This window comes from Xenorhabdus sp. TH1 (assembly GCF_037260955.1).
In the GTDB taxonomy this organism is placed as follows: Bacteria; Pseudomonadota; Gammaproteobacteria; order Enterobacterales; family Enterobacteriaceae; genus Xenorhabdus; species Xenorhabdus griffiniae.
The window spans coordinates 896,530-917,274 of sequence record NZ_CP147734.1 but is presented as its reverse complement, the minus strand read 5'-3'; the positions used below and the strand labels follow the sequence as shown (position 1 = coordinate 917,274).

Sequence of the window (20,745 nt, the reverse complement as noted above, 5' to 3'; positions counted from 1 at the left end):
TTAATCTGCCAATGGTGACTGTGCAACCCAACCTAATGTCTGGCGGGCAAAGAGATCCCGCATTGGGGATAATCTTTCCATGGTCTTCAAGCCAAGATTACGCCCTATTTTTAACGGTAAGTAGTCATTAGCGAATAACCTGACCAGCCCATCCGTGAGTCCAATGGTCGTTTCACGATCTGCCTGACGCTGTTGCTGATACTGTGCCAGTACCTGATAGGAGCCAATATCCTGTCCAGAAGTGGCCGCTATTGAAATGACTTGTGCCAAAGCCATCACATCACGCATCCCTAAGTTAAAGCCCTGTCCAGCGATCGGATGCAAAGTTTGGGATGCATTACCTACCAACGCCAGACGGTGGCTAATTTGCCTGCTGGCTGTCGATAATGCTAAGGGATAACTATGTCGTTGACCGGTTTCCAGCATTTTCCCCAAACGCCAGCCAAATGCTTTTTGCAGCTGTTGGAGAAATTCATGCTGGCTCCAGTTATTGACGTCTGACTGTTTTTCCAGTGGGTGACACCATACCAGTGAACTACGCCCTTCCGACATAGGTAACAACGCCAATGGGCCATATTGGGTAAAACGCTCGAATGCCCTTCCTCGAGGATGTTCAGAAGTCAGGACATTAGCAATAATGGCTGTCTGCTCATAAGATCGCCGTTTGAACGGTATATTACACGCCTGGGCTATTGCCGAGTGACTACCATCCGCAGCGACCAGTAATTCTCCTGTCAGCTTTTCGCCATTATTCAGCGAAACCACTACAGAATTTTCTAAACGCTCAAGGGAATTCACTTTAGCCGGACAGTAAAGTTTAATATTTGGAGATTGTTTTAATAACTCAAAAAGATGAATTCCAGCATCATGCAATTCAATCACATTGCCTAATGCCGAGATATCATAGTCGCTGGCGCGAATGTTGGTGAAACCGCTATTACCACGGTCGCTAACATGAACGTGAGTTATTGGGGTAACACAATGTTGCAGTGCAGGCCAAATACCGACCTGTTGCAAGCGCTGACATGTACCATAAGCCAAGGCTATAGCCCTTGCATCAAAACCAGGATGCTCCCTGGTTGGTTCTGCTGCTTCAATCAAGGAGACTTGTAATTGCCCCCGACTCAGCGAGGCAATAGTCAGAGCCAATGTCGCTCCCGTCATGCCTCCGCCCACAATAATCACGTTCATTATCACTTCCTGGTTACTTTAACCTTACTGTGCCATCAGAGCTTCTATCTCATCGGGATCTTTCACGACAGATTCAGTCAGGTTTTCATTTCCTGTTTCCGTTATCACAATGTCATCTTCAATACGAATACCGATACCACGGTATTCCGGCGGAACATCCGCATCGGATGCAATGTAAAGCCCCGGCTCTACAGTCAGCACCATGCCAGGTTGCAAAATACGATCGCGATCAACACCGTAATCGCCGACATCGTGCACATCCAGCCCCAACCAATGACTCAAACCATGCATGAAAAATTGACGGTAAGCATTGGTTTCGATCAATTGTTCGACTTCACCATGCATAATGCCTAATCTTACCAATCCCTTCACCATGACACGTACAACCTGCCCCGTGACCTCGCTGATAGTGACACCAGGTCTGTACAGTTCCAGGGAAAGGTTAATGGCTTCCAAAACAATGTCGTAGATTTCACGTTGAGGGCGCGTAAATTTGCCATTTACCGGAAATGTCCGTGTAATGTCGCCGGCATATCCCTCATATTCACACCCCGCATCGATTAACACTAAATCGCCATCTTTCATGCGACGTTCATTTTCAGTGTAATGCAGAATACAAGCGTTATCTCCCGCGCCAACTATCGTGTTATAAGCAGGATAACGCGCCCCCTGACGGGTGAATTCGTGGTGAATTTCGGCTTCCAGCTGGTATTCAAACATACCAGGACGGCAAGCCTGCATCGCCCTGATATGCGCCTGAGCACTGATTTCCCCCGCTTTGCGCATGATTTCTAATTCAGCGTCTGACTTAAACAGACGCATTTCATGCAGCCACGGGCGCCAATCTGCCATGATCATTGGTGCCTTGAAGTTACGGCGGCTGTTTTTACGCAATTTATCCAACGCACTAAAGACGATGTTATCAGCGTACTCAAATTCGCCCTGGGCGTGATAGACCACTTCCAAACCATTCAATAATAAATAGAGTTGTTCATCGAGATCATCAAATGGTAAGGCGCGATCCACCCCCAATTTTTCCAATGCAGCTTCTTGTCCAAGACGACGACCAAACCAAATTTCCGCAGTCAAATCGCGAACACGATTAAACAACACACTGTGATTGTGGGTTTCATCGCTTTTAATCAGTATAAGAACCGCTTCCGGTTCACTGAAACCGGTCAGATACAGAAAATCACTGTGCTGACGGTAGGGATATTCACTATCTGAATTACGTGTCGCAGGCAACGCCGAAAATATAATGGCCGCACTGGCCGGTGCCATTTTTGACAATAATGCCTGTCGACGGGATAAATATTCTTGTTTAGTCATACCCTCTCCTGCAAAATTCCATATTATTAGTTGGGATACCCCTCATCTTTCAAAGCTTGAAATTTATAGGGTGAATACCGCCAATCAGTGCAATGTTGGTTTTTCATTTTTTGCACTGTCCGCGGTTTTAGGTGTCGCAAACGCGATATAACAGAGTTGAACCGCAACACGTACATATTCTAGAACTTCTTCAAGGGCTTGAGAGAGTTCTTCCTGATCTTCGTCTTCATCATAGCCCAACATGCCAATGTTACGTAAATCGGTGATAACCTCCTGAATTTCTGGCTTTTCTGTCAATTTTGGATTGGCTACACCCAATCCGAGCAGAAAGTGGTTAACCCATCCCGCCAATGCTTCTGCACATTCAAAAACCCCCGCCTCTTCATCAGGCAGCAACAGATTGAACGAGAAACTACTGTCATCCAGCAATTCAAACGTCGTTTCGTACAATTCCCTAAGTGGCAGAGCCAAAACCTGAGAAAATGCCAGGCCATCATTCGCAAGATCATGCACCAGTGTCTGCCAGCTACTATCGTGATTACCGCCATGATTTCCACCACATAGTAACCCACTGATTAAGCCATGCATTTCTGCTGCTGTCAGGGCAATGGACTGTTGATGCAAAATTTCATCAAATGATTGATAATTAGGTAATGAGTTTTGTATAGACATGTATATTGATCATCGTTGGCGATATAAGTTCATGCTATGCTACCATCAAGGGGAGTCGCTATACCAGACAGCACACACCGATATATCCCCAACCGATTTCGAGATGCCGCGTGATAGCAAGGGCACAAATCCCCAAAACATAGGTACTTTATATCTATAACTAATTGACTGGGATCAGTGAACATTGCCCAAAAGCAGCAACTTGAAAAGGAAGGGGAAAAGAGGGGCTTTTGGTATTGTACGGTAATGATTGGTGTCGGCCTTGTTTTATACCATAATTTACTTTATACCCCATCGATTTCAAATTACAGCTCTGGCAACAAAGCCGCAATTTGAGAGATAAGGGATATATATACCAATCTAACTTCAAGATGCGTATATCAACATCAAGGTATCGGCACAATAATAAATCAGGAAGGTGTCATGTCTGCACAACCAGTAGATATTCAGATTTTTGGGCGGTCATTACGTGTCAATTGTCCAACAGAGCAGGTTGAAGCGTTGCAAGCTGCTGCTGAGGAACTTGAAGAGCGTTTGCATAACCTTAAAGAACGCACCAGAGTCACTAACACTGAGCAACTGGTTTTTATTGTGGCACTGAATGTCTGTCACGAGTTGGCACAGGAGAAGATGAAAACCCGTGATTATGCTTACAATATGGAACAAAAAATAAAAATGCTCCAGCAATCCATTGAAAAGGCACTGTTAGAGCAAGGTAAAGTTACCTGATACTCCATCCATCAGCTGAATCTTGTTGATAAATCAGGCAGTAGTCACTATAGATTAATATAAGCAGTTGCTTTCTTCGTTTAGTTCCATACAATAGGCTTCATAGCGTTGCTTAAAGCCTATTTAAGTGATTTAAGCAGCAAAAATTTCTCTGAGGTGTTCGTGAGCAGGGAAGTCCCCTGAGCCGATATTTCATCTCTATAGAATGTGGTGCTACGTTTCTTGTGAGCATGCTTGGCTAGCCAAGAAGCCTAATAGCAACGACGCTGCGTTCACCTTGAACCAAGGGTTCAAGGGTTACCACCTGTAACGGCATCTTGGAGAACTCCCGCTTTTTATCTGTTTTGTATCCTTTTCTGCGTTAATTAACAGGCAGGTATCATGCAATCAGATTCTTCTCTTACTCTGCGTCAATCCATTAGAAAAAAAATTCGGCAGCTACGTCAAAATCTATCCCCTGAACAACAATCGCAATTTGCCCAGCAAGCCATTAAACAGGCTACGATTCACCCTAAGATCCAGCAAGCTGATAAAATTGCCCTCTATCTCTCCTTTGACGGGGAATTAGATACACGTCCGCTGATTCAACAACTTTGGCAGCAAAACAAACAGGTCTATTTGCCAATATTGCATCCTTTCAACCGGAATCACCTGCTGTTTCTCCGTTATTGCGCTGATACGCCTCTTATTCATAACCGCTTTAATATCGAAGAGCCTCAGTTGGATGTCCGGCAGGTTTTACCCATCTCTGAACTTGATGTCATGTTTATTCCTCTGGTCGCTTTCGATTGCACAGGGCAACGCTTAGGGATGGGCGGTGGTTTCTACGACAGAACCCTCGCGAAATGGCAACAACAGAATTTTTATCCGATTGGATTAGCCCACAATTTTCAGTTAGTTGAGAATCTACCTAGCGAGAGTTGGGATATTCCTCTGCCAGAGATCATTACACCAGACAAAGTATGGCAATGGATATAAATGAAGACGCTACTCAGTGAGTAACAGGGGCTATTGTGCTTTCAATAACCCCTTATTTTTAATGCGTCTTGCTTTTCTTTTAACCAGCCATTATAGCCTTAGTAAAGCAAGCGAGAACGGATCGTGCCCGGTAAGGCTTTCAGTTTCTGCAAGACCAATTCAGCCTGAGCTGAATTCTGCGTCGTGATATCAATCACCACATAACCAATACCACTGTCAGTCCGCAGATATTGGGCATCAATATTGATTTCTTGCTCAGTAAATACTTGGTTAATACTGGTCAAGATACCGGGGCGGTTTTCATGGATATGCAGTAATCGGTTAGTATCCTTGGCATGAACAGGGAGCGAGACTTCAGGAAAATTAACCGCTGATAAGGTAGAACCATTGTCAGAATATTTGACCAGTTTCCCAGAAACTTCATAACCGATATTTTGCTGGGCTTCTTGTGTCGATCCCCCAATATGTGGTGTCAACAATACGTTATCAAACGGGCTTAATGGGGAGATGAAAGGATCATTATTTGTTGCGGGTTCATGAGGAAAGACATCAATCGCCGCACCAGAAAGATGCCCTGTTTCCAACGCGTTGCTGAGTGCATCAATATCGACCACTGTGCCGCGTGATGCATTGATCAAAATCGAACCTGGTTTCATCAATTCCAGTTCTGCTGCACCAATCATATTTTTGGTTGAGGCGGTTTCAGGAACATGCAGGCTCACAACATCACTCATATTCAACAATTCAGACAAATGATGAACTTGCTGTGCATTACCTAAGGGCAATTTATTTTCAATATCATAGAAATAGACATTCAGGCCAATATTTTCAGCCAAAATGCCAAGCTGTGTACCAATATGCCCGTAACCAATAATGCCTAATTTTTTCCCACGCGCTTCGTAGCAGCCTTTTGCCTGCTTATCCCATATTCCATTATGGGCTTTGGCATTCGCTTCAGGAATACGACGTAACAGCAGCAGCAATTCACCCAATACCATTTCAGCGACCGAACGCGTATTGGAAAAAGGCGCATTAAATACCGGAATACCACGTTTTGCTGCGGCTTTCAGGTCAACCTGGTTAGTACCAATACAAAAACACCCAACAGCAACCAGCTTTTCCGCTGCGGCGAAAATCTCTTCGGTCAATTGGGTGCGGGAACGAATGCCGACAAATCGGGCATCACGGATCGCTGCTTTCAATTCTTCAGGTTCTAATGCCCCTTTGTGATATTCAATATTGCTGTACCCTGCCGCTTTTAGGCTATCTACTGCACTTTGGTGAACACCTTCCAGCAGCAGAAATTTAATTTTGTCCTTTTCTAAAGATACCTTAACCATTTGCCCGCCCTAGTTGTACTTACTTTCATAATGCATATCGACGCCACCAAAATAACAAAAAAAACGGTAACGGCAATACAATCGATTGCTTATATTACAGAATAAGCAACAGTAAATAAGTTGTTATGCAAAGTAAAATAATTCGTTACGGGGAATGATCGGGATTTTGAGGTTTTTTTAGACGAAAAAGTGATATATCTCACTAAATTTTCTATTTTGAATAAATATAAAAATATTTTTAGGGCAGGTTATTCTGCCCTCAATAAATGATTATTCAGTGAGCGTCTTAACGCCATCCGCAGTACCTACCAGTACCACATTAGCGCCTCGATTAGCAAAAAGCCCCACCGTTACCACGCCTGCTATCCCATTGATCTTATCTTCTAACGCAGTGGGATCGACAATCGAGAGATTGTGAACATCCAGAATATGGTTACCATTGTCTGTCACAACGTTTTCACGATAAACCGGTGTTCCGCCCAATTTCACCAGCTCACGAGCCACATAAGCCCGTGCCATTGGGATGACTTCAACTGGCAGAGGAAATTTGCCTAATACATCGACTTGCTTAGACGAATCAATAATACAGATAAATTTCTTCGCAACCGCCGCGATGATTTTTTCCCTGGTTAACGCTGCGCCGCCACCCTTGATCATCTGCATTTGACCATTAATTTCATCAGCACCATCAACATAAATATCCAACGTGTCGACGTCATTGCAGTCAAACACAGGGATACCGAGACTTTTCAGTCTCTCAGTCGATGCGTCTGAACTCGATACGGCACCTTCAATTTTATCTTTGATGGTGCCTAACGCATCAATAAAATGCGCTGCGGTAGAACCTGTACCAACACCAACAATTGTGCCTGGTTTAACATATTCCAATGCTGCCCAACCTACTGCTTTTTTCAGTTCGTCCTGAGTCATATTGATCACAGCCTATAATCAGTTACAAGGAAAAATCTGACGGCTAGTATAAACAATATTGGCTCACCTCATAAAAAAATATGGCATAGTGCTGATTAGGCCACATAATGGTTTTTATTAAGCTGTAACACAAAAAGTGCAAACACGGAGAATCTTATTTTCAATGAAACGTCCTGATTACCGGTCATTGCAAGCATTAGATGCAGTGATCAAAGAACGTGGTTTCGAGCGGGCAGCGCAAAAACTTTGTATTACTCAATCAGCGGTATCTCAGAGAATCAAGCAATTAGAAAATCTGTTTGGTCAGCCACTATTGGTACGCACTGTTCCTCCCCACCCTACAGAGCAAGGGCAAAAGCTGCTTGCGCTATTACATCAGGTGGAACTGCTGGAAGCGCAATGGCTTGGTGATGAAAATAGCAATGAGATCCCGTTACTGCTTTCCCTTGCTGTTAATGCGGACAGCCTGGCGACGTGGCTTTTACCGGCTCTCCATCCTGTTTTATCCGATTTACCTATTCGGCTAAATATTCAGGTGGAAGATGAAACCCGAACTCAAGAGCGATTGCGGCGTGGTGAAGTTGTCGGGGCGATTAGTATTCAATCCCAACCTCTGCCAAGTTGTTTAGTTGATAAATTAGGTGCCCTGGATTACCTGTTTGTCGCCTCTCCAGAGTTTGCAAACCGTTTTTTCCCGAATGGCGTCACGCGTTCGGCATTACTGAAAGCCCCTGCGGTTGCATTCGACCATTTAGATGATATGCATCAAGCATTTTTACAACAGAACTTCGATTTATCACCGGGAAGTGTGCCCTGTCATATCGTGAATTCTTCCGAAGCATTTGTTCAACTGGCAAAACAAGGTTCGACTTGTTGCATGATCCCACATTTGCAAATCAACAAGGAACTAAAAGCTGGTGAATTAATCGATCTAACACCAGGTCTATGCCAACGCCGTATGCTTTATTGGCATCGTTTTGCGCCTGAAAGTGGAACGATGAGAAAAGTTACTGACGCCCTGCTAAAACGAGGACGCCAGATGTTACGTCAGGAAGATGAAACTCATTAACGCTGTAATTCAAAAACAGCATCGACGTGATCTAAAAACTCAATACTCTGTGGTTCGTAAGTTTCGCTGGCAGAGTCAGAAGCGGGTGCTGCCAACAGATCTGTCTGATATTTCAGACGGTTCATTGGAATAGGCACTGCTTCAGGCGCACGGTAACTAATGCTATATACAGGGCCTAACTTACTGTTGAACCCTTTTGCCAATGTAGTTGCCTGTTGAATAGCATTCTCGATGGCTTTTTGTCTGGCTTCATCACGATAACGTTGCGGATTGCTGACACCAAACTGAACCGAGTTAATTTCATTCAGTCCTGCTTTCAAGGCTCCATCCAATAAGACATTCAGTTGCTCCAGCTTGTGAACTTTCACTTCAACTGAACGCGACGCCCGATAACCTGTAATACTCGATTTTCCACTCTTTTGATCATATTGATATTCTGGTTGGGTACGCAAGTTAGCCGCATCAATGTCTTTCTTTTCGATGCCACTGTTTTTCAGAAAATCAAAATATTTCGCAACACGTTCATCGACTTTTTTCTTTGCTTCTGCTGCACTTTTTTGCGTTTCACTCACATGGATTACCAAAGTAGCCATATCTGGCGTCGCTTTAACTATCGCGTTACCAGAGGTGGAAATATGTGGAATAGAGAGTGAGTCAGCGGCGGAAGCTGTCATGCAAGACAGGCTTCCTAAAGCCATCATTGCAGCCAATACCAGTGATTTACGTTTCACAAGACCTCCTAAAGTTACATGAGTAAGGTGCTTTCAGAAACATTAGCACACTATCTATAGAGAAGTAATCTATAGCGTATCTATGGAGAAATATTGTAATTAGTAAAAAATCTATATCCTTGCTGAATTAAGTTCCAGGCGATATACCACATCACACAGCCAACGAAGATATTGATGATCCGTTGTGCTCTGGGTCGATTAAACACAGGTGCAAACCACGCCGACAAGAAAGACAAGGTAAAAAACCAGCTTATCGAAGCCATTATTGCTCCGGTGGTAAACCACGGCCGAAGCTCGGCTGACAATTGTCCTCCTATGCTTCCCAAGACGACAATGGTATCCAAATAAACATGAGGATTCAGCCATGTCACAGCAAATAACGTTACTATAACCCGCCAACGGCTTTGGACAATTTTGTCAGTACGGGAGCGTTCGACTTCTGCCGATAATGCTGCTCGAAAAGCGCCCCATCCATACCAGAGTAAAAATGCGACGCCTCCCCATGTCACAGTTTGCAATAAAAATACCGATTGTCCCAGCAAGGCACTGCCACCAAATATCCCCGCGATGATGAGCAAAGAATCACTGGTGGAGCATAATGTTGCACTCATTAAATGGAACTGCTTCCTACTCCCTTGCTGCATGATAAATACATTTTGTGGCCCAAGTGGAAGGATCATTGCAGCACTAAGAAAAAACCCCTGAATAAATGTTGAGAACATGCAAAGATCCCTAATAATTATTCAATTAGTTACGATATCAATGCATATTAAACAAGATAATGCATTAGTAAAAATGAATGATTCTAATACATCATTAGGAAAAGTGATGTGGGAAATGCCACATCACGATATCTTGGTTATTCGTCTGCCTTCTTCTGTAAGGCACTATTTTGCTGATGCAGATAAACATCCATTTGCGGGAAAGGAATGCCGATATTGTGTTTATCTAAGGCACGCTTAAAGTTTTCCATCAAATCCCAATAAACATTCCAGGCATCACCATTGGAGGTCCACACACGTACAACAAAGTTCAATGACGAAGGCGCCATTTCATGCAGGCGGATAGTGACTCCTTTTTCATGTTGAATGCGTTGATCTTCTTGAATCACATCACCCAATACTCTTTTGACTTCATCAATATCTGCATCATATGCAACCCCCACCATAATCTGAGTACGGCGGTCAGGTTCACGGGTGGTATTAATAATATTGTCTGCAATAATTTTACCGTTGGGGATCACAACGATACGGCCATCTGCCGTGCGCAGTGTTGTCGAAAAAATCTGTACTTGCATGACAGTTCCCTCCACCGCACCAATGCTGACATATTCGCCAGTACGAAGCGGGCGAAAAACCACCAACAAAACACCGGCAGCAAAATTAGACAGTGAACCTTGTAAGGCCAGACCTACCGCCAAACCGGCGGCACCGATGACTGCAATCACAGATGCAGTCTGAATACCCAATTTCCCAAGAACAGCAATAATCGTAAATGCTATGATGGCGTAACGAATAATCGCGGAGAGGAAATCAGAAATGGTGGTATCAATGCCACGCAGTGACATAACACGCTTAACTGCTTTATTAACCAACTTGGCAACAAATAAACCAACGATAAGAATCAAAATGGCAGATACAATGTTTACCGCATATTGGATCAGTAGATCCTGATTGTTGGTAAACCAGCTTGCCGCTTTATCAATCTCATGTGACAGATTGATCTTTTCCATACAAAGTCCACCGTTATTGTTGGAACCTATCGCCATTAAGTGTCGTTATTTACAACAAACGCCACCAGCAGGTGTAGGCTCCTGTTCAAAAATAATTTTCTGTTCAAAAAATAGAAAGCTACTATCACAACACAAGAATGTAATGGAATATAGATTATGGCAGAAAGCCTTCATTGCTTGAACACAAATACTTACGTTTTATTTTTTTGCAAAATAAATTCTCTGTAATCAGCCAGCATACCGATAAAATCGTCTGTCCCACAAAAAGCCAGACTCTCGTCATCGTAGTAACTCATTCCTTCTTCTATAACCTCTGTATCAAATTGAAGTTGATTAGCCCTGATCATGATCTCATCTTCACTCATCAATAGCGTATATTCATGACCAGCTAACTGCCACTGACGTTCACTCCCTTTAATCTCTTGCAAAGCCACAATGATTTTATCCAATACCCGTAAATCGCCTTTCACTTCTTCATTCAACCAGTGACCGATGACTTCATGATCCATTGAAAAGGACGTTGTTACCTGGCCGGTAATATCCTGCATAAATTCATATTCCATCACATACCCCCTCACCTACTCTACTATCTCTACAGATGCCAAATAATTTCATTGGGATTTTATACCAATCTAACTTCAAAATGTGTGTGATTTCTCTCCCCCACTTCGGGGGAGAAATCAGGTTTCATAGAGTGTTGTAAGTTTGATGCGCATAAACAGTTCTGCTGCCTCCACCTCTGAAGCAGTCCACAAACTGAAATAAAAACTACTACGAAATTGTTATAAAACGGTAGGCAGGAAAACAAAAAAAGGGGAAGCATTTGCCTCCCCATGCATTGCAATATACTTTTTTATACTGCGGTTTGGAAGATCACATCTTCCGCTTTTTCTGTGTATTGGTTCAATTGATCAAAATTGAGGTAGCGATAAGTATCAGCTGCGGTTTCATCGACGTTATCCATGAACTGCAAATACTCTTCTGGCGTTGGCAAACGCCCCAACAGTGAAGCTACAGCCGCCAACTCCGCCGAAGCAAGGTAAACATTTGCACCGGAACCCAGGCGGTTAGGGAAGTTACGGGTAGAAGTGGATACCACTGTTGCCCCATCCGCCACCCGCGCCTGATTCCCCATGCACAATGAACAACCCGGGATCTCAATACGCGCCCCGCTCTTGCCGAAAATGCTGTAATAACCTTCTTCCGTCAATTGGGCGGCGTCCATCTTAGTCGGAGGAGCAACCCATAAGCGAGTCGGTAACTGACCTTTATGCTGATCCAGCAATTTACCCGCCGCACGGAAATGACCAATATTAGTCATGCAAGAACCAATGAAAACTTCGTCAATTTTGCTGTTAGCCACTTCAGATAACAGACGTGCATCATCAGGATCATTAGGTGCACATAAAATAGGCTCTTTAATGTCTGCCAGATCGATCTCAATCACGGCTGCATATTCAGCATCTGCGTCCGCTGCCAACAATTGCGGATCTTTCAGCCAGTTTTCCATGCCAATAATACGGCGTTCCAATGTCCGGCGATCACCATAACCTTCCGCAATCATCCATTTCAGCAAGACGACGTTAGACTGCAAGTATTCAATGATTGGCGCCTTATCCAGCTTGATGGTACATCCTGCCGCAGAACGTTCCGCAGAGGCATCAGCCAACTCAAATGCCTGCTCGACTTTGAGTTCAGGCAAACCTTCAATTTCAAGAATACGGCCAGAGAAGATGTTTTTCTTGCCTTTCTTCTCAACAGTCAGCAAACCTTGTTGAATTGCATAATAAGGAATGGCATGAACCAGATCACGCAAGGTTATTCCTGGTTGCATTTTCCCTTTAAAACGAACCAGTACGGATTCTGGCATATCCAACGGCATGACACCCGTAGCCGCAGCAAATGCCACCAGACCTGAACCGGCCGGGAAAGAAATACCAATGGGGAAACGGGTATGGGAATCTCCACCTGTACCTACCGTATCTGGCAATAACATACGGTTCAGCCATGAATGGATAATGCCATCTCCCGGACGCAACGATACGCCACCACGGTTCATAATGAAATCAGGCAAAGTATGGTGCGTCGTCACATCAACCGGTTTTGGATAGGCGGCAGTATGACAGAATGATTGCATGACCAGATCCGCAGAGAAACCCAGGCAGGCCAAATCTTTCAATTCATCCCGCGTCATTGGCCCTGTCGTATCCTGGGAACCGACAGAAGTCATCTTAGGTTCACAATATTCCCCTGGGCGAATGCCACTTTTACCGCAGGCACGGCCTACCATTTTCTGTGCCAATGAGAAGCCTCGATCACTTTTCGCAACCGCTTTTGCCTGACGGAATACATCACTGTGTGGTAAACCCAATGATTCACGCGCCTTGCCAGTCAAACCACGACCGATAATCAATGGAATACGGCCACCGGCACGTACTTCATCAATCAATACATCGGTTTTCAGGGTAAAAGTAGCCAATAACTCATTGGTTTCGTGATGGCGGATTTCACCTTTATAAGGATAGATATCAATCACATCCCCCATATTTAGCTTGGCAACATCCACTTCAATGGGCAATGCCCCCGCATCTTCCATGGTGTTAAAGAAAATGGGGGCAATTTTTCCACCCAAGACCACACCAGCACCACGTTTATTGGGGACAAACGGAATATCCTCTCCCATAAACCACAATACGGAGTTCGTTGCCGATTTACGGGAAGATCCCGTACCAACAACATCGCCAACGTAGGCCAATGGATAACCTTTCTTGCTCAGGGCTTCGATTTGCTTAATCGGGCCTACGACACCAGGTTGATCAGGCTCAATACCTTCACGGGCATTCTTGAGCATTGCCAATGCATGTAGAGGGATATCAGGACGTGACCACGCATCTGGTGCAGGAGAAAGATCATCGGTGTTGGTTTCACCGGTAACCTTAAAGACGGTAACAGTGATTTTTTCTGCTAATTCAGGACGCCCAAGGAACCATTCTGCATCAGCCCACGACTGCATGATTTGTTTGGCATGGACATTACCTGCTTTGGCTTTCTCTTCCACATCATAAAAACTGTCGAACATCAGCAAAGTATGAGAAAGTGCTTTCGCCGCAATTGGAGCCAGCTTTTCATCATCCAGGGCATCAATTAAAGCGTGGATATTATACCCACCCTGCATGGTTCCCAATAATTCAATGGCTTTTTCCTGTGTCACCAAAGGAGAAGTCGTTTCTCCCTTAGCTACGGCAGCAAGGAAACCGGCTTTAACATAAGCAGCTTCATCTACACCAGGAGGGACACGATTGGTCAGTAGATCTAGTAGGAAATCTTCTTCACCTTTAGGTGGATTCTTCAGTAATTCAACCAGCGCTGCTGCTTGAGCTGCGTCTAACGGCTTAGGGACGATGCCTTGAGCTGCACGCTCGGCTACGTGCTTGCGGTATTCTTCTAGCACGACTTTCTCCTCGCTCTCATTGTCATTTTATATACCCGGCTGTCAGCACCCGTTAACGATCATTGGAAATGATCATCTAAAAACAATTACTAAGGGTGCAAGGTCAGAGGATTTTGCTCGCATAACATCAGAATTATGCTCAGCTTCGGGCGTTTAGCATACCAAAATTTGAATAGCATGTTAATTCATTCACATAAAATCAACATTGAACCATAATAAAATTCTGGATAAATGAGTCTGGAGAGGATATTAAAGTTTTAAATACTATCTGTTGTTATTTTGGCCTGCAAATCCCTTAAATTCTCTCTGCAAATAAAAACGGCTTTCCTGTTTGAAAGCCGTTTAAAATTTCTTTTTAACACCTACTGCAAAATCTAAAGAATTATTTCTTTTTCTTTGCTTTAGGGTTTGGCAAGTCAGTGATGCTACCTTCGTAAATTTCCGCAGCCATACCAATTGATTCGTATAGCGTTGGGTGAGCGTGGATAGTTAGCGCGATATCTTCTGCATCACAACCCATTTCGATAGCCAAACCGATTTCACCCAGCAGTTCACCGCCGTTAGTACCAACAATAGCACCACCGATAATACGGTTAGTTTCTTTATCGAAAATCAGCTTGGTCATACCATCTGAACAGTCAGATGCAATTGCACGACCAGACGCTGCCCATGGGAAAGTCGCGGTTTCGTAGCTGATGCCTTTTTCTTTTGCTTCTTTCTCAGTCAGGCCAACCCATGCCACTTCTGGCTCAGTGTAAGCGATGGATGGGATAACTTTTGGATCGAAGTAATGTTTCTTACCAGAAATGACTTCAGCAGCAACGTGGCCTTCATGGACACCTTTGTGCGCCAGCATTGGCTGACCAACGATATCACCGATAGCAAAGATATGAGGCACGTTAGTACGCATTTGTTTATCCACACGGATAAAGCCACGATCATCAACTTCAACGCCCGCTTTGCCAGCATCGAGCAGTTTACCGTTTGGTACACGGCCGATGGCAACCAGAACCGCATCATAACGTTGTGGCTCTGCCGGTGCTTTCTTACCTTCCATTGTTACGTAGATGCCATCTTCTTTCGCTTCTACTGCGGTCACTTTCGTTTCCAGCATCAAGTTGAACTTCTTGCTGATACGTTTAGTGAACACTTTCACAACGTCTTTATCCGCCGCAGGGATCACCTGGTCGAACATTTCTACCACATCGATCTGAGAACCCAGCGCATGGTAAACAGTACCCATTTCCAGACCGATAATACCACCGCCCATCACTAACAGGCGTCCTGGAACGGTTTTCAGCTCCAGTGCATCGGTAGAATCCCATACACGAGGATCATCATGTGGAATGAATGGTAGCTGAATTGGGCGTGAACCCGCTGCGATAATGGCATTCTCAAAATTAATTGTTGTTGCGCCGTTCTCGCCTTCTACCACCAGAGTGTTAGCGCCGGTGAATTTACCAACACCGTTAACAACGTTAACTTTACGGCCCTTAGCCATGCCGCCCAGACCACCTGTCAACTGAGAAATAACTTTTTCTTTCCAGAGACGGATCTTATCGATATCAGTTTGCGGTTCACCAAACACGATACCATGCTGTGCCAATGCTTTTGCTTCTTCAATCACTTTGGCAACATGCAGCAGAGCTTTGGATGGGATACAACCAACATTCAGGCAAACACCACCCAAAGTAGAGTAACGTTCAACCAAAACAGTATCCAATCCTAAGTCCGCACAACGGAAAGCAGCAGAATACCCTGCTGGGCCTGCTCCAAGCACCACTACCTGGGCTTTAATTTCAGTACTCATCATGACCTCTTAATTGTTTGTCCGGCGGGTCAGACGAAAAAAAACCATATTCCACCGGGACGTACACACCGCGAGCAGTTTACAGAATTGTAAATAACCTGAAAAGCGCGTTAACGTGACAGAAATCCCAACCTGCCAGATGCAAGACGAAAAACTCTGTCACGGTAGTAATCATCAGGCCAGTATATTTACTGGCCTTTGCATTACATCACCAAACGGCGGATGTCGCTCATCAATTGATTAATATAAGTGATGAAACGTGCACCATCTGCCCCGTCGATCACACGGTGGTCGAAAGACAGAGACATAGGCAGAATCAGGCGCGGAACGAATTCTTTACCATTCCAGACTGGTTTCATGGAAGAACGAGACAGCCCCATGATTGCCACTTCTGGCGCATTCACAATTGGTGCAAAACCGGTAGTACCGATACCACCCAGGCTGGAGATGGTGAAGCAACCACCCTGCATGTCGGAAGCGGTCAGTTTACCAGCACGTGCTTTCTTGGAAACTTCTGCCAGTTCTCTGGACAGTTCCATGATGCCTTTCTTGTTGACGTCCTTGAATACAGGAACAACCAGGCCGTTAGGTGTGTCAACCGCGATACCGATGTTGACATATTTTTTCAGGATCAGCTTCTGGCCATCTTCAGAAATGGAGCTGTTAAAGCGAGGCATTGCTTCCAGCGCCTTCGCAGCAGCTTTCATGACGAACACCAGCGGAGTGATTTTCACGCCCAGCTGTTTCTTCTCAGCTTCTTTGTTCTGTTGCTTACGGAACTCTTCAACTTCAGTGATATCCGCTTCATCGAACAGGTTAACGTGAGGGATCATAACCCAGTTACGGCTGAGGTTAGCACCAGAAATTTTCTGGATGCGGCTCATTTCAACTTCTTCGATTTCACCGAATTTGCTGAAATCAACTTTTGGCCAAGGCAACATACCTGGCAGACCGCCACCCGCAGCAGCTGGCGCTGCTTCTGCACGTTTAATCGCCTCTTTCACATAAGCCTGAACGTCTTCGCGCAGGATGCGACCCTTACGGCCAGTTCCTTTTACTTTAGCCAGATTTACGCCAAATTCACGAGCCAGACGACGAATCACCGGAGTCGCGTGGACGTAAGCGTCATTTTCGGCAAACTCATTTTTGCCTTCTGCGGGTTTGCTTGCTGCTGGCGCTGGTGCTGCTTTCACAGGTTCAGCCGCAGGAGCCGGAGCCGCTGCTGGCGCAGGGGCTGCACCCGCAACTTCAAATACCATGATCAGAGAACCGGTTTTAACTTTATCGCCAGTAGCGATTTTGATCTCTTTCACTGTACCCGCGAATGGTGCAGGAACTTCCATTGACGCCTTGTCACCTTCAACTGTGATCAGTGACTGCTCTTCAGCAATGGTATCGCCCACTTTTACCATGATTTCGGTTACTTCAACTTCGTCACCACCGATATCAGGTACGTTCACTTCTTTTGCCGCAGAAGCCACAGGCGCTGCTGCTGGAGCCGCTACCGGTGCTGGCGCTGCGCCAGAACCTGCCACTTCAAATACCATGATCAGAGAACCGGTTTTAACTTTATCGCCAGTAGCGATTTTGATCTCTTTCACCGTACCTGCGAATGGTGCAGGAACTTCCATTGACGCCTTGTCACCTTCAACCGTGATCAGTGATTGCTCTTCAGTAACCGTATCACCTACTTTTACCATGATTTCGGTCACTTCAACTTCATCACCACCGATATCTGGCACATTCACTTCTTTGCTTTCTACTGCTGCTGGTGCGGCCGCGACTGGCTGTGCAGGTGCAGCTTCTGCTGCACCATTTGCGGATTCAAAAACCATAATCAGTTTGCCAGTTTCAACTTTATCGCCAACCGCAACTTTGATTTCTTTAACTACACCCGCCTGTGGAGAAGGGACTTCCATAGACGCTTTGTCACCTTCAACCGTGATCAGTGACTGTTCTGCTTCTACTGTGTCACCAACTTTCACCAGAATCTCGGTAACTTCAACTTCATCTGCACCAATATCAGGTACGTTAATTTCGATAGACATTAATCTTTACCTCTTATGCCAGACGTGGGTTAACTTTTTCTGGGTTGATGTTGTATTTCTTGATAGCTTCTTCAACAACTTTCACATCAACTTCGCCACGTTTAGCCAGTTCACCCAGCGCTGCAACAACCACATAAGAAGCATCAACTTCAAAGTGATGACGCAGGTTTTCACGGCTGTCAGAACGACCAAAACCGTCAGTACCTAATACACGATAGTCGCTTGCAGGAACGAAGTTACGTACTTGCTCTGCAAACAGTTTCATATAGTCAGTAGAAGCAACAGCCGGAGCATCGTTCATGATCTGAGCAATATAAGGAACACGAGGTTCTTCTGATGGGTGCAGCATGTTCCAACGCTCACAATCCTGACCATCACGAGCCAGTTCAGTGAAGGAGGTTACGCTGTATACATCGGAACCGATGCCGTATTCAGCAGACAGGATCTTCGCTGCTTCACGAACGTGACGCAGGATAGAACCAGAGCCTAGCAACTGAACCTTACCTTTCGCACCATCCAGGCTTTCCAGCTTGTAGATACCTTTACGGATGCCTTCTTCAGCACCTTCCGGCATGGCTGGCATGTGATAGTTTTCGTTCAGAGTGGTGATGTAGTAGTAGATGTTCTCTTGTTTCTCACCATACATACGCTCCAAACCATCTTGCATGATAACAGCAACTTCAAAAGCGAATGCTGGATCGTAAGAGATACAGTTAGGAATAGTCAGGGACTGAATATGGCTGTGACCATCTTCATGCTGCAAACCTTCCCCGTTCAGCGTTGTACGGCCAGAAGTACCACCAACCAGGAAGCCACGAGCTTGCTGGTCACCTGCCGCCCAGCACAGATCACCGATACGCTGGAATCCGAACATGGAATAGTAGATGTAGAATGGGATCATTGGCAGGTTGTTGGTGCTGTAAGAAGTTGCAGCAGCCAGCCAAGATGAAGCAGCGCCCAGTTCGTTGATACCTTCTTGCAGGATCTGACCTTTTGCGTCTTCTTTATAGTATGCAACTTGCTCACGGTCTTGCGGAGTATACTGCTGACCATTAGGGCTGTAGATACCGATTTGACGGAACAGACCTTCCATACCGAAAGTACGCGCTTCGTCAGCAATAATTGGAACCAGACGATCTTTGATTGACTTGTTCTTCAGCATAACGTTCAGTGCACGAACGAAAGCGATAGTGGTAGAAATTTCTTTGGATTGTTCTTCCAGCAGCGAGCTGAATTCTTCCAGTGCTGGGATTTCCAATTTCTCGTCAAAGTTAACGCGACGGCTTGGTACATAACCACCCAGTGCGTTACGACGCTCATGCAGATATTTAGATTCTTCAGAATCTTTGTCGAAAGTGACGTATGGCAAGTTTTCGATCTGCTCATCAGCGACAGGCACATTGAAACGATCACGGAACTGACGAACGCCTTCCATGTTCATTTTCTTAACCTGGTGAGCAATGTTCTTACCTTCAGCGGTATCACCCATACCGTAACCTTTAATGGTCTGAGCCAAGATTACAGTTGGTTTGCCAGTGGTATCCTGTGCTTTTTTCAGTGCAGCGTAAACTTTCTTCGGATCGTGACCACCACGGTTCAAAGCCCAAATTTCGTCATCAGTCATATCCTTGACTAATGCAGCAGTTTCTGGGTAACGACCGAAGAAGTGTTCACGAACATAAGCGCCATCTTTAGACTTAAATGTCTGATAGTCACCGTCCAGCGTTTCGTTCATCAGTTGAACCAGTTTACCGCTGGTGTCTTTACGCAGCAGTTCGTCCCAACGCTCACCCCACAGGACTTTCAGTACCTGCCAGCCAGCGCCGTCGAAGATACCTTCCAGTTCGTTAACAATTTTGCCGTTACCGGTTACTGGGCCATCCAGACGCTGCAAGTTACAGTTGATGATAAATACCAGGTTATCCAGTTTTTCACGAGTTGCGATAGTGATCGCACCTTTAGATTCTGGCTCATCCATTTCACCGTCGCCCAGGAAAGCGTAAACGGTTTGTTTAGAGGTATCTTTCAGACCACGATTTTCCAGGTATTTAAGGAACTTAGCCTGATAAATAGCGGAAATTGGCCCCAGACCCATTGAAACAGTTGGGAACTGCCAGAAGTCAGGCATCAATTTTGGATGTGGGTAAGAAGACAAGCCATTACCGCCGATTTCTTGACGGAAGTTATTCATCTGCTCTTCAGTCAAACGGCCTTCAAGGAATGCACGGGCGTAAACGCCTGGAGAAATGTGGCCCTGGAAGTATACCAAGTCACCACCATCATTTTCGTTACGAGCACGGAAGAAGTGGTTAAAACAAACTTCATAAACAGTCGCGGAAGACTGGAATGAAGCCATGTGACCACCCAGTTCCAGATCTTTTTTGGATGCACGCAGAACAGCCATCACCGCATTCCAGCGAATAGCAGAGCGGATTCGGCGCTCTAAATCCAGGTTGCCAGGGTAAGCAGGCTCATCCTCAACAGGAATAGTGTTGATGTAATCACGGCTTGCAGTACCTGCAGCAACGTTAACGCCACCTTTACGAGCTTCATTCAAAACCTGATCAATCAGGAACTGAGCGCGCTCAACACCTTCTTCACGGATGACCGATTCGATCGCCTGTAACCAATCGCGAGTTTCGATCGGATCCACGTCATTTTTCAAAATATCTGACATGGTGTATTCCTTATCTGTTATCTATTTCTAATGGTTATTGGAGCCTATCTTCTGGTCA

General features: G+C 45.2%; 16 protein-coding genes and 1 other RNA gene. 4 read left to right on the top strand and 13 right to left on the bottom strand.

The genetic code is table 11. The features are described from left to right. The 3 genes from ubiH to WDV74_RS03955 all read right to left on the bottom strand — a co-directional run bounded on the left by ubiH (position 1) and on the right by WDV74_RS03955 (position 3,192). Complete coding sequence (ubiH, locus tag WDV74_RS03965) at positions 1-1,191, bottom strand: 2-octaprenyl-6-methoxyphenyl hydroxylase (RefSeq protein ID WP_338884760.1); 1,191 nt, start codon at positions 1,189-1,191, stop codon at positions 1-3. A 24-nt stretch (positions 1,192-1,215) separates the two neighbouring features. Next, positions 1,216-2,520: a Xaa-Pro aminopeptidase gene (gene pepP, locus WDV74_RS03960; protein ID WP_338884758.1), complete on the bottom strand. Its 1,305-nt coding sequence runs from the start codon at positions 2,518-2,520 to the stop codon at positions 1,216-1,218. A gap of 84 nt (positions 2,521-2,604) precedes the next feature. Then, a complete protein-coding gene (locus tag WDV74_RS03955; RefSeq protein ID WP_273570845.1) occupies positions 2,605-3,192 on the bottom strand; it encodes a YecA family protein in 588 nt (195 codons plus the stop codon). Positions 3,193-3,615: 423 nt separating this feature from the next. Here WDV74_RS03955 and zapA point away from each other — a divergent pair, with 423 nt between their 5' ends. From zapA to WDV74_RS03940, 3 genes are all read left to right on the top strand, one after another. After that, positions 3,616-3,921 carry a cell division protein ZapA gene (zapA, locus tag WDV74_RS03950; RefSeq protein WP_189760613.1) on the top strand — a complete coding sequence of 102 codons (306 nt, stop codon included), beginning with the start codon at positions 3,616-3,618 and terminating at the stop codon, positions 3,919-3,921. A gap of 145 nt (positions 3,922-4,066) precedes the next feature. After that, a non-coding RNA gene (gene ssrS / locus WDV74_RS03945) (6S RNA) lies at positions 4,067-4,249 on the top strand. Positions 4,250-4,302: 53 nt separating this feature from the next. Then, positions 4,303-4,899: a 5-formyltetrahydrofolate cyclo-ligase gene (locus tag WDV74_RS03940; protein ID WP_338884755.1), complete on the top strand. Its 597-nt coding sequence runs from the start codon at positions 4,303-4,305 to the stop codon at positions 4,897-4,899. A 98-nt stretch (positions 4,900-4,997) separates the two neighbouring features. Here WDV74_RS03940 and serA read toward each other — a convergent pair whose 3' ends face one another. Further along, on the bottom strand, positions 4,998-6,239 hold the full coding sequence (gene serA / locus WDV74_RS03935) for a phosphoglycerate dehydrogenase (RefSeq protein WP_338884753.1): 1,242 nt from the start codon (positions 6,237-6,239) through the stop codon (positions 4,998-5,000). Between the two features lie 270 nt (positions 6,240-6,509). Beyond that, on the bottom strand, positions 6,510-7,169 hold the full coding sequence (gene rpiA, locus WDV74_RS03930) for a ribose-5-phosphate isomerase RpiA (protein WP_338884751.1): 660 nt from the start codon (positions 7,167-7,169) through the stop codon (positions 6,510-6,512). 163 nt (positions 7,170-7,332) lie between these two features. Here rpiA and WDV74_RS03925 point away from each other — a divergent pair, with 163 nt between their 5' ends. Further along, positions 7,333-8,238 carry a LysR family transcriptional regulator ArgP gene (locus WDV74_RS03925; RefSeq protein ID WP_189760617.1) on the top strand — a complete coding sequence of 302 codons (906 nt, stop codon included), beginning with the start codon at positions 7,333-7,335 and terminating at the stop codon, positions 8,236-8,238. Here the strand turns inward: WDV74_RS03925 and WDV74_RS03920 are convergent. From WDV74_RS03920 to aceE, 8 genes are all read right to left on the bottom strand, one after another. Then, positions 8,235-8,969, bottom strand: a complete 735-nt coding sequence (locus tag WDV74_RS03920; protein ID WP_338884748.1) for an oxidative stress defense protein — start codon at positions 8,967-8,969, stop codon at positions 8,235-8,237. The two genes, WDV74_RS03925 and WDV74_RS03920, sit on opposite strands and share 4 nt — an antisense overlap. Positions 8,970-9,049: 80 nt before the next feature. Continuing rightward, positions 9,050-9,691, bottom strand: coding sequence for an arginine exporter ArgO (gene argO / locus WDV74_RS03915; RefSeq protein ID WP_338884747.1), 642 nt, complete (start codon positions 9,689-9,691; stop codon positions 9,050-9,052). Positions 9,692-9,828: 137 nt separating this feature from the next. Further along, positions 9,829-10,701: a small-conductance mechanosensitive channel MscS gene (gene mscS, locus WDV74_RS03910; protein ID WP_338884746.1), complete on the bottom strand. Its 873-nt coding sequence runs from the start codon at positions 10,699-10,701 to the stop codon at positions 9,829-9,831. Positions 10,702-10,892: 191 nt separating this feature from the next. Further along, positions 10,893-11,264, bottom strand: coding sequence for a YacL family protein (locus tag WDV74_RS03905; protein WP_338884745.1), 372 nt, complete (start codon positions 11,262-11,264; stop codon positions 10,893-10,895). A gap of 290 nt (positions 11,265-11,554) precedes the next feature. Continuing rightward, entirely contained in the window at positions 11,555-14,152 is a 2,598-nt protein-coding gene (acnB, locus tag WDV74_RS03900) for a bifunctional aconitate hydratase 2/2-methylisocitrate dehydratase (protein ID WP_338884743.1), read from the bottom strand. A 382-nt stretch (positions 14,153-14,534) separates the two neighbouring features. After that, positions 14,535-15,962, bottom strand: coding sequence for a dihydrolipoyl dehydrogenase (gene lpdA / locus WDV74_RS03895; RefSeq protein WP_338884741.1), 1,428 nt, complete (start codon positions 15,960-15,962; stop codon positions 14,535-14,537). 203 nt (positions 15,963-16,165) lie between these two features. Continuing rightward, positions 16,166-18,010 (bottom strand): pyruvate dehydrogenase complex dihydrolipoyllysine-residue acetyltransferase, encoded by a 1,845-nt coding sequence (aceF, locus tag WDV74_RS03890; RefSeq protein WP_338884739.1) that lies wholly within the window; start codon positions 18,008-18,010, stop codon positions 16,166-16,168. Positions 18,011-18,023: 13 nt separating this feature from the next. After that, positions 18,024-20,687: a pyruvate dehydrogenase (acetyl-transferring), homodimeric type gene (gene aceE, locus WDV74_RS03885; protein ID WP_338884737.1), complete on the bottom strand. Its 2,664-nt coding sequence runs from the start codon at positions 20,685-20,687 to the stop codon at positions 18,024-18,026. Positions 20,688-20,745: the final 58 nt, after the last annotated feature.

Coding starts and splice junctions, on each gene's coding strand:
- ubiH (WP_338884760.1), bottom strand. CDS start 1,191: ATGAACGTGATTATTGTGGGCGGAGGCATGACGGGAGCGACATTGGCT.
- pepP (WP_338884758.1), bottom strand. CDS start 2,520: ATGACTAAACAAGAATATTTATCCCGTCGACAGGCATTATTGTCAAAA.
- WDV74_RS03955 (WP_273570845.1), bottom strand. CDS start 3,192: ATGTCTATACAAAACTCATTACCTAATTATCAATCATTTGATGAAATT.
- zapA (WP_189760613.1), top strand. CDS start 3,616: ATGTCTGCACAACCAGTAGATATTCAGATTTTTGGGCGGTCATTACGT.
- WDV74_RS03940 (WP_338884755.1), top strand. CDS start 4,303: ATGCAATCAGATTCTTCTCTTACTCTGCGTCAATCCATTAGAAAAAAA.
- serA (WP_338884753.1), bottom strand. CDS start 6,239: ATGGTTAAGGTATCTTTAGAAAAGGACAAAATTAAATTTCTGCTGCTG.
- rpiA (WP_338884751.1), bottom strand. CDS start 7,169: ATGACTCAGGACGAACTGAAAAAAGCAGTAGGTTGGGCAGCATTGGAA.
- WDV74_RS03925 (WP_189760617.1), top strand. CDS start 7,333: ATGAAACGTCCTGATTACCGGTCATTGCAAGCATTAGATGCAGTGATC.
- argO (WP_338884747.1), bottom strand. CDS start 9,691: ATGTTCTCAACATTTATTCAGGGGTTTTTTCTTAGTGCTGCAATGATC.
- mscS (WP_338884746.1), bottom strand. CDS start 10,701: ATGGAAAAGATCAATCTGTCACATGAGATTGATAAAGCGGCAAGCTGG.
- WDV74_RS03905 (WP_338884745.1), bottom strand. CDS start 11,264: ATGGAATATGAATTTATGCAGGATATTACCGGCCAGGTAACAACGTCC.
- lpdA (WP_338884741.1), bottom strand. CDS start 15,962: ATGAGTACTGAAATTAAAGCCCAGGTAGTGGTGCTTGGAGCAGGCCCA.
- aceF (WP_338884739.1), bottom strand. CDS start 18,010: ATGTCTATCGAAATTAACGTACCTGATATTGGTGCAGATGAAGTTGAA.
- aceE (WP_338884737.1), bottom strand. CDS start 20,687: ATGTCAGATATTTTGAAAAATGACGTGGATCCGATCGAAACTCGCGAT.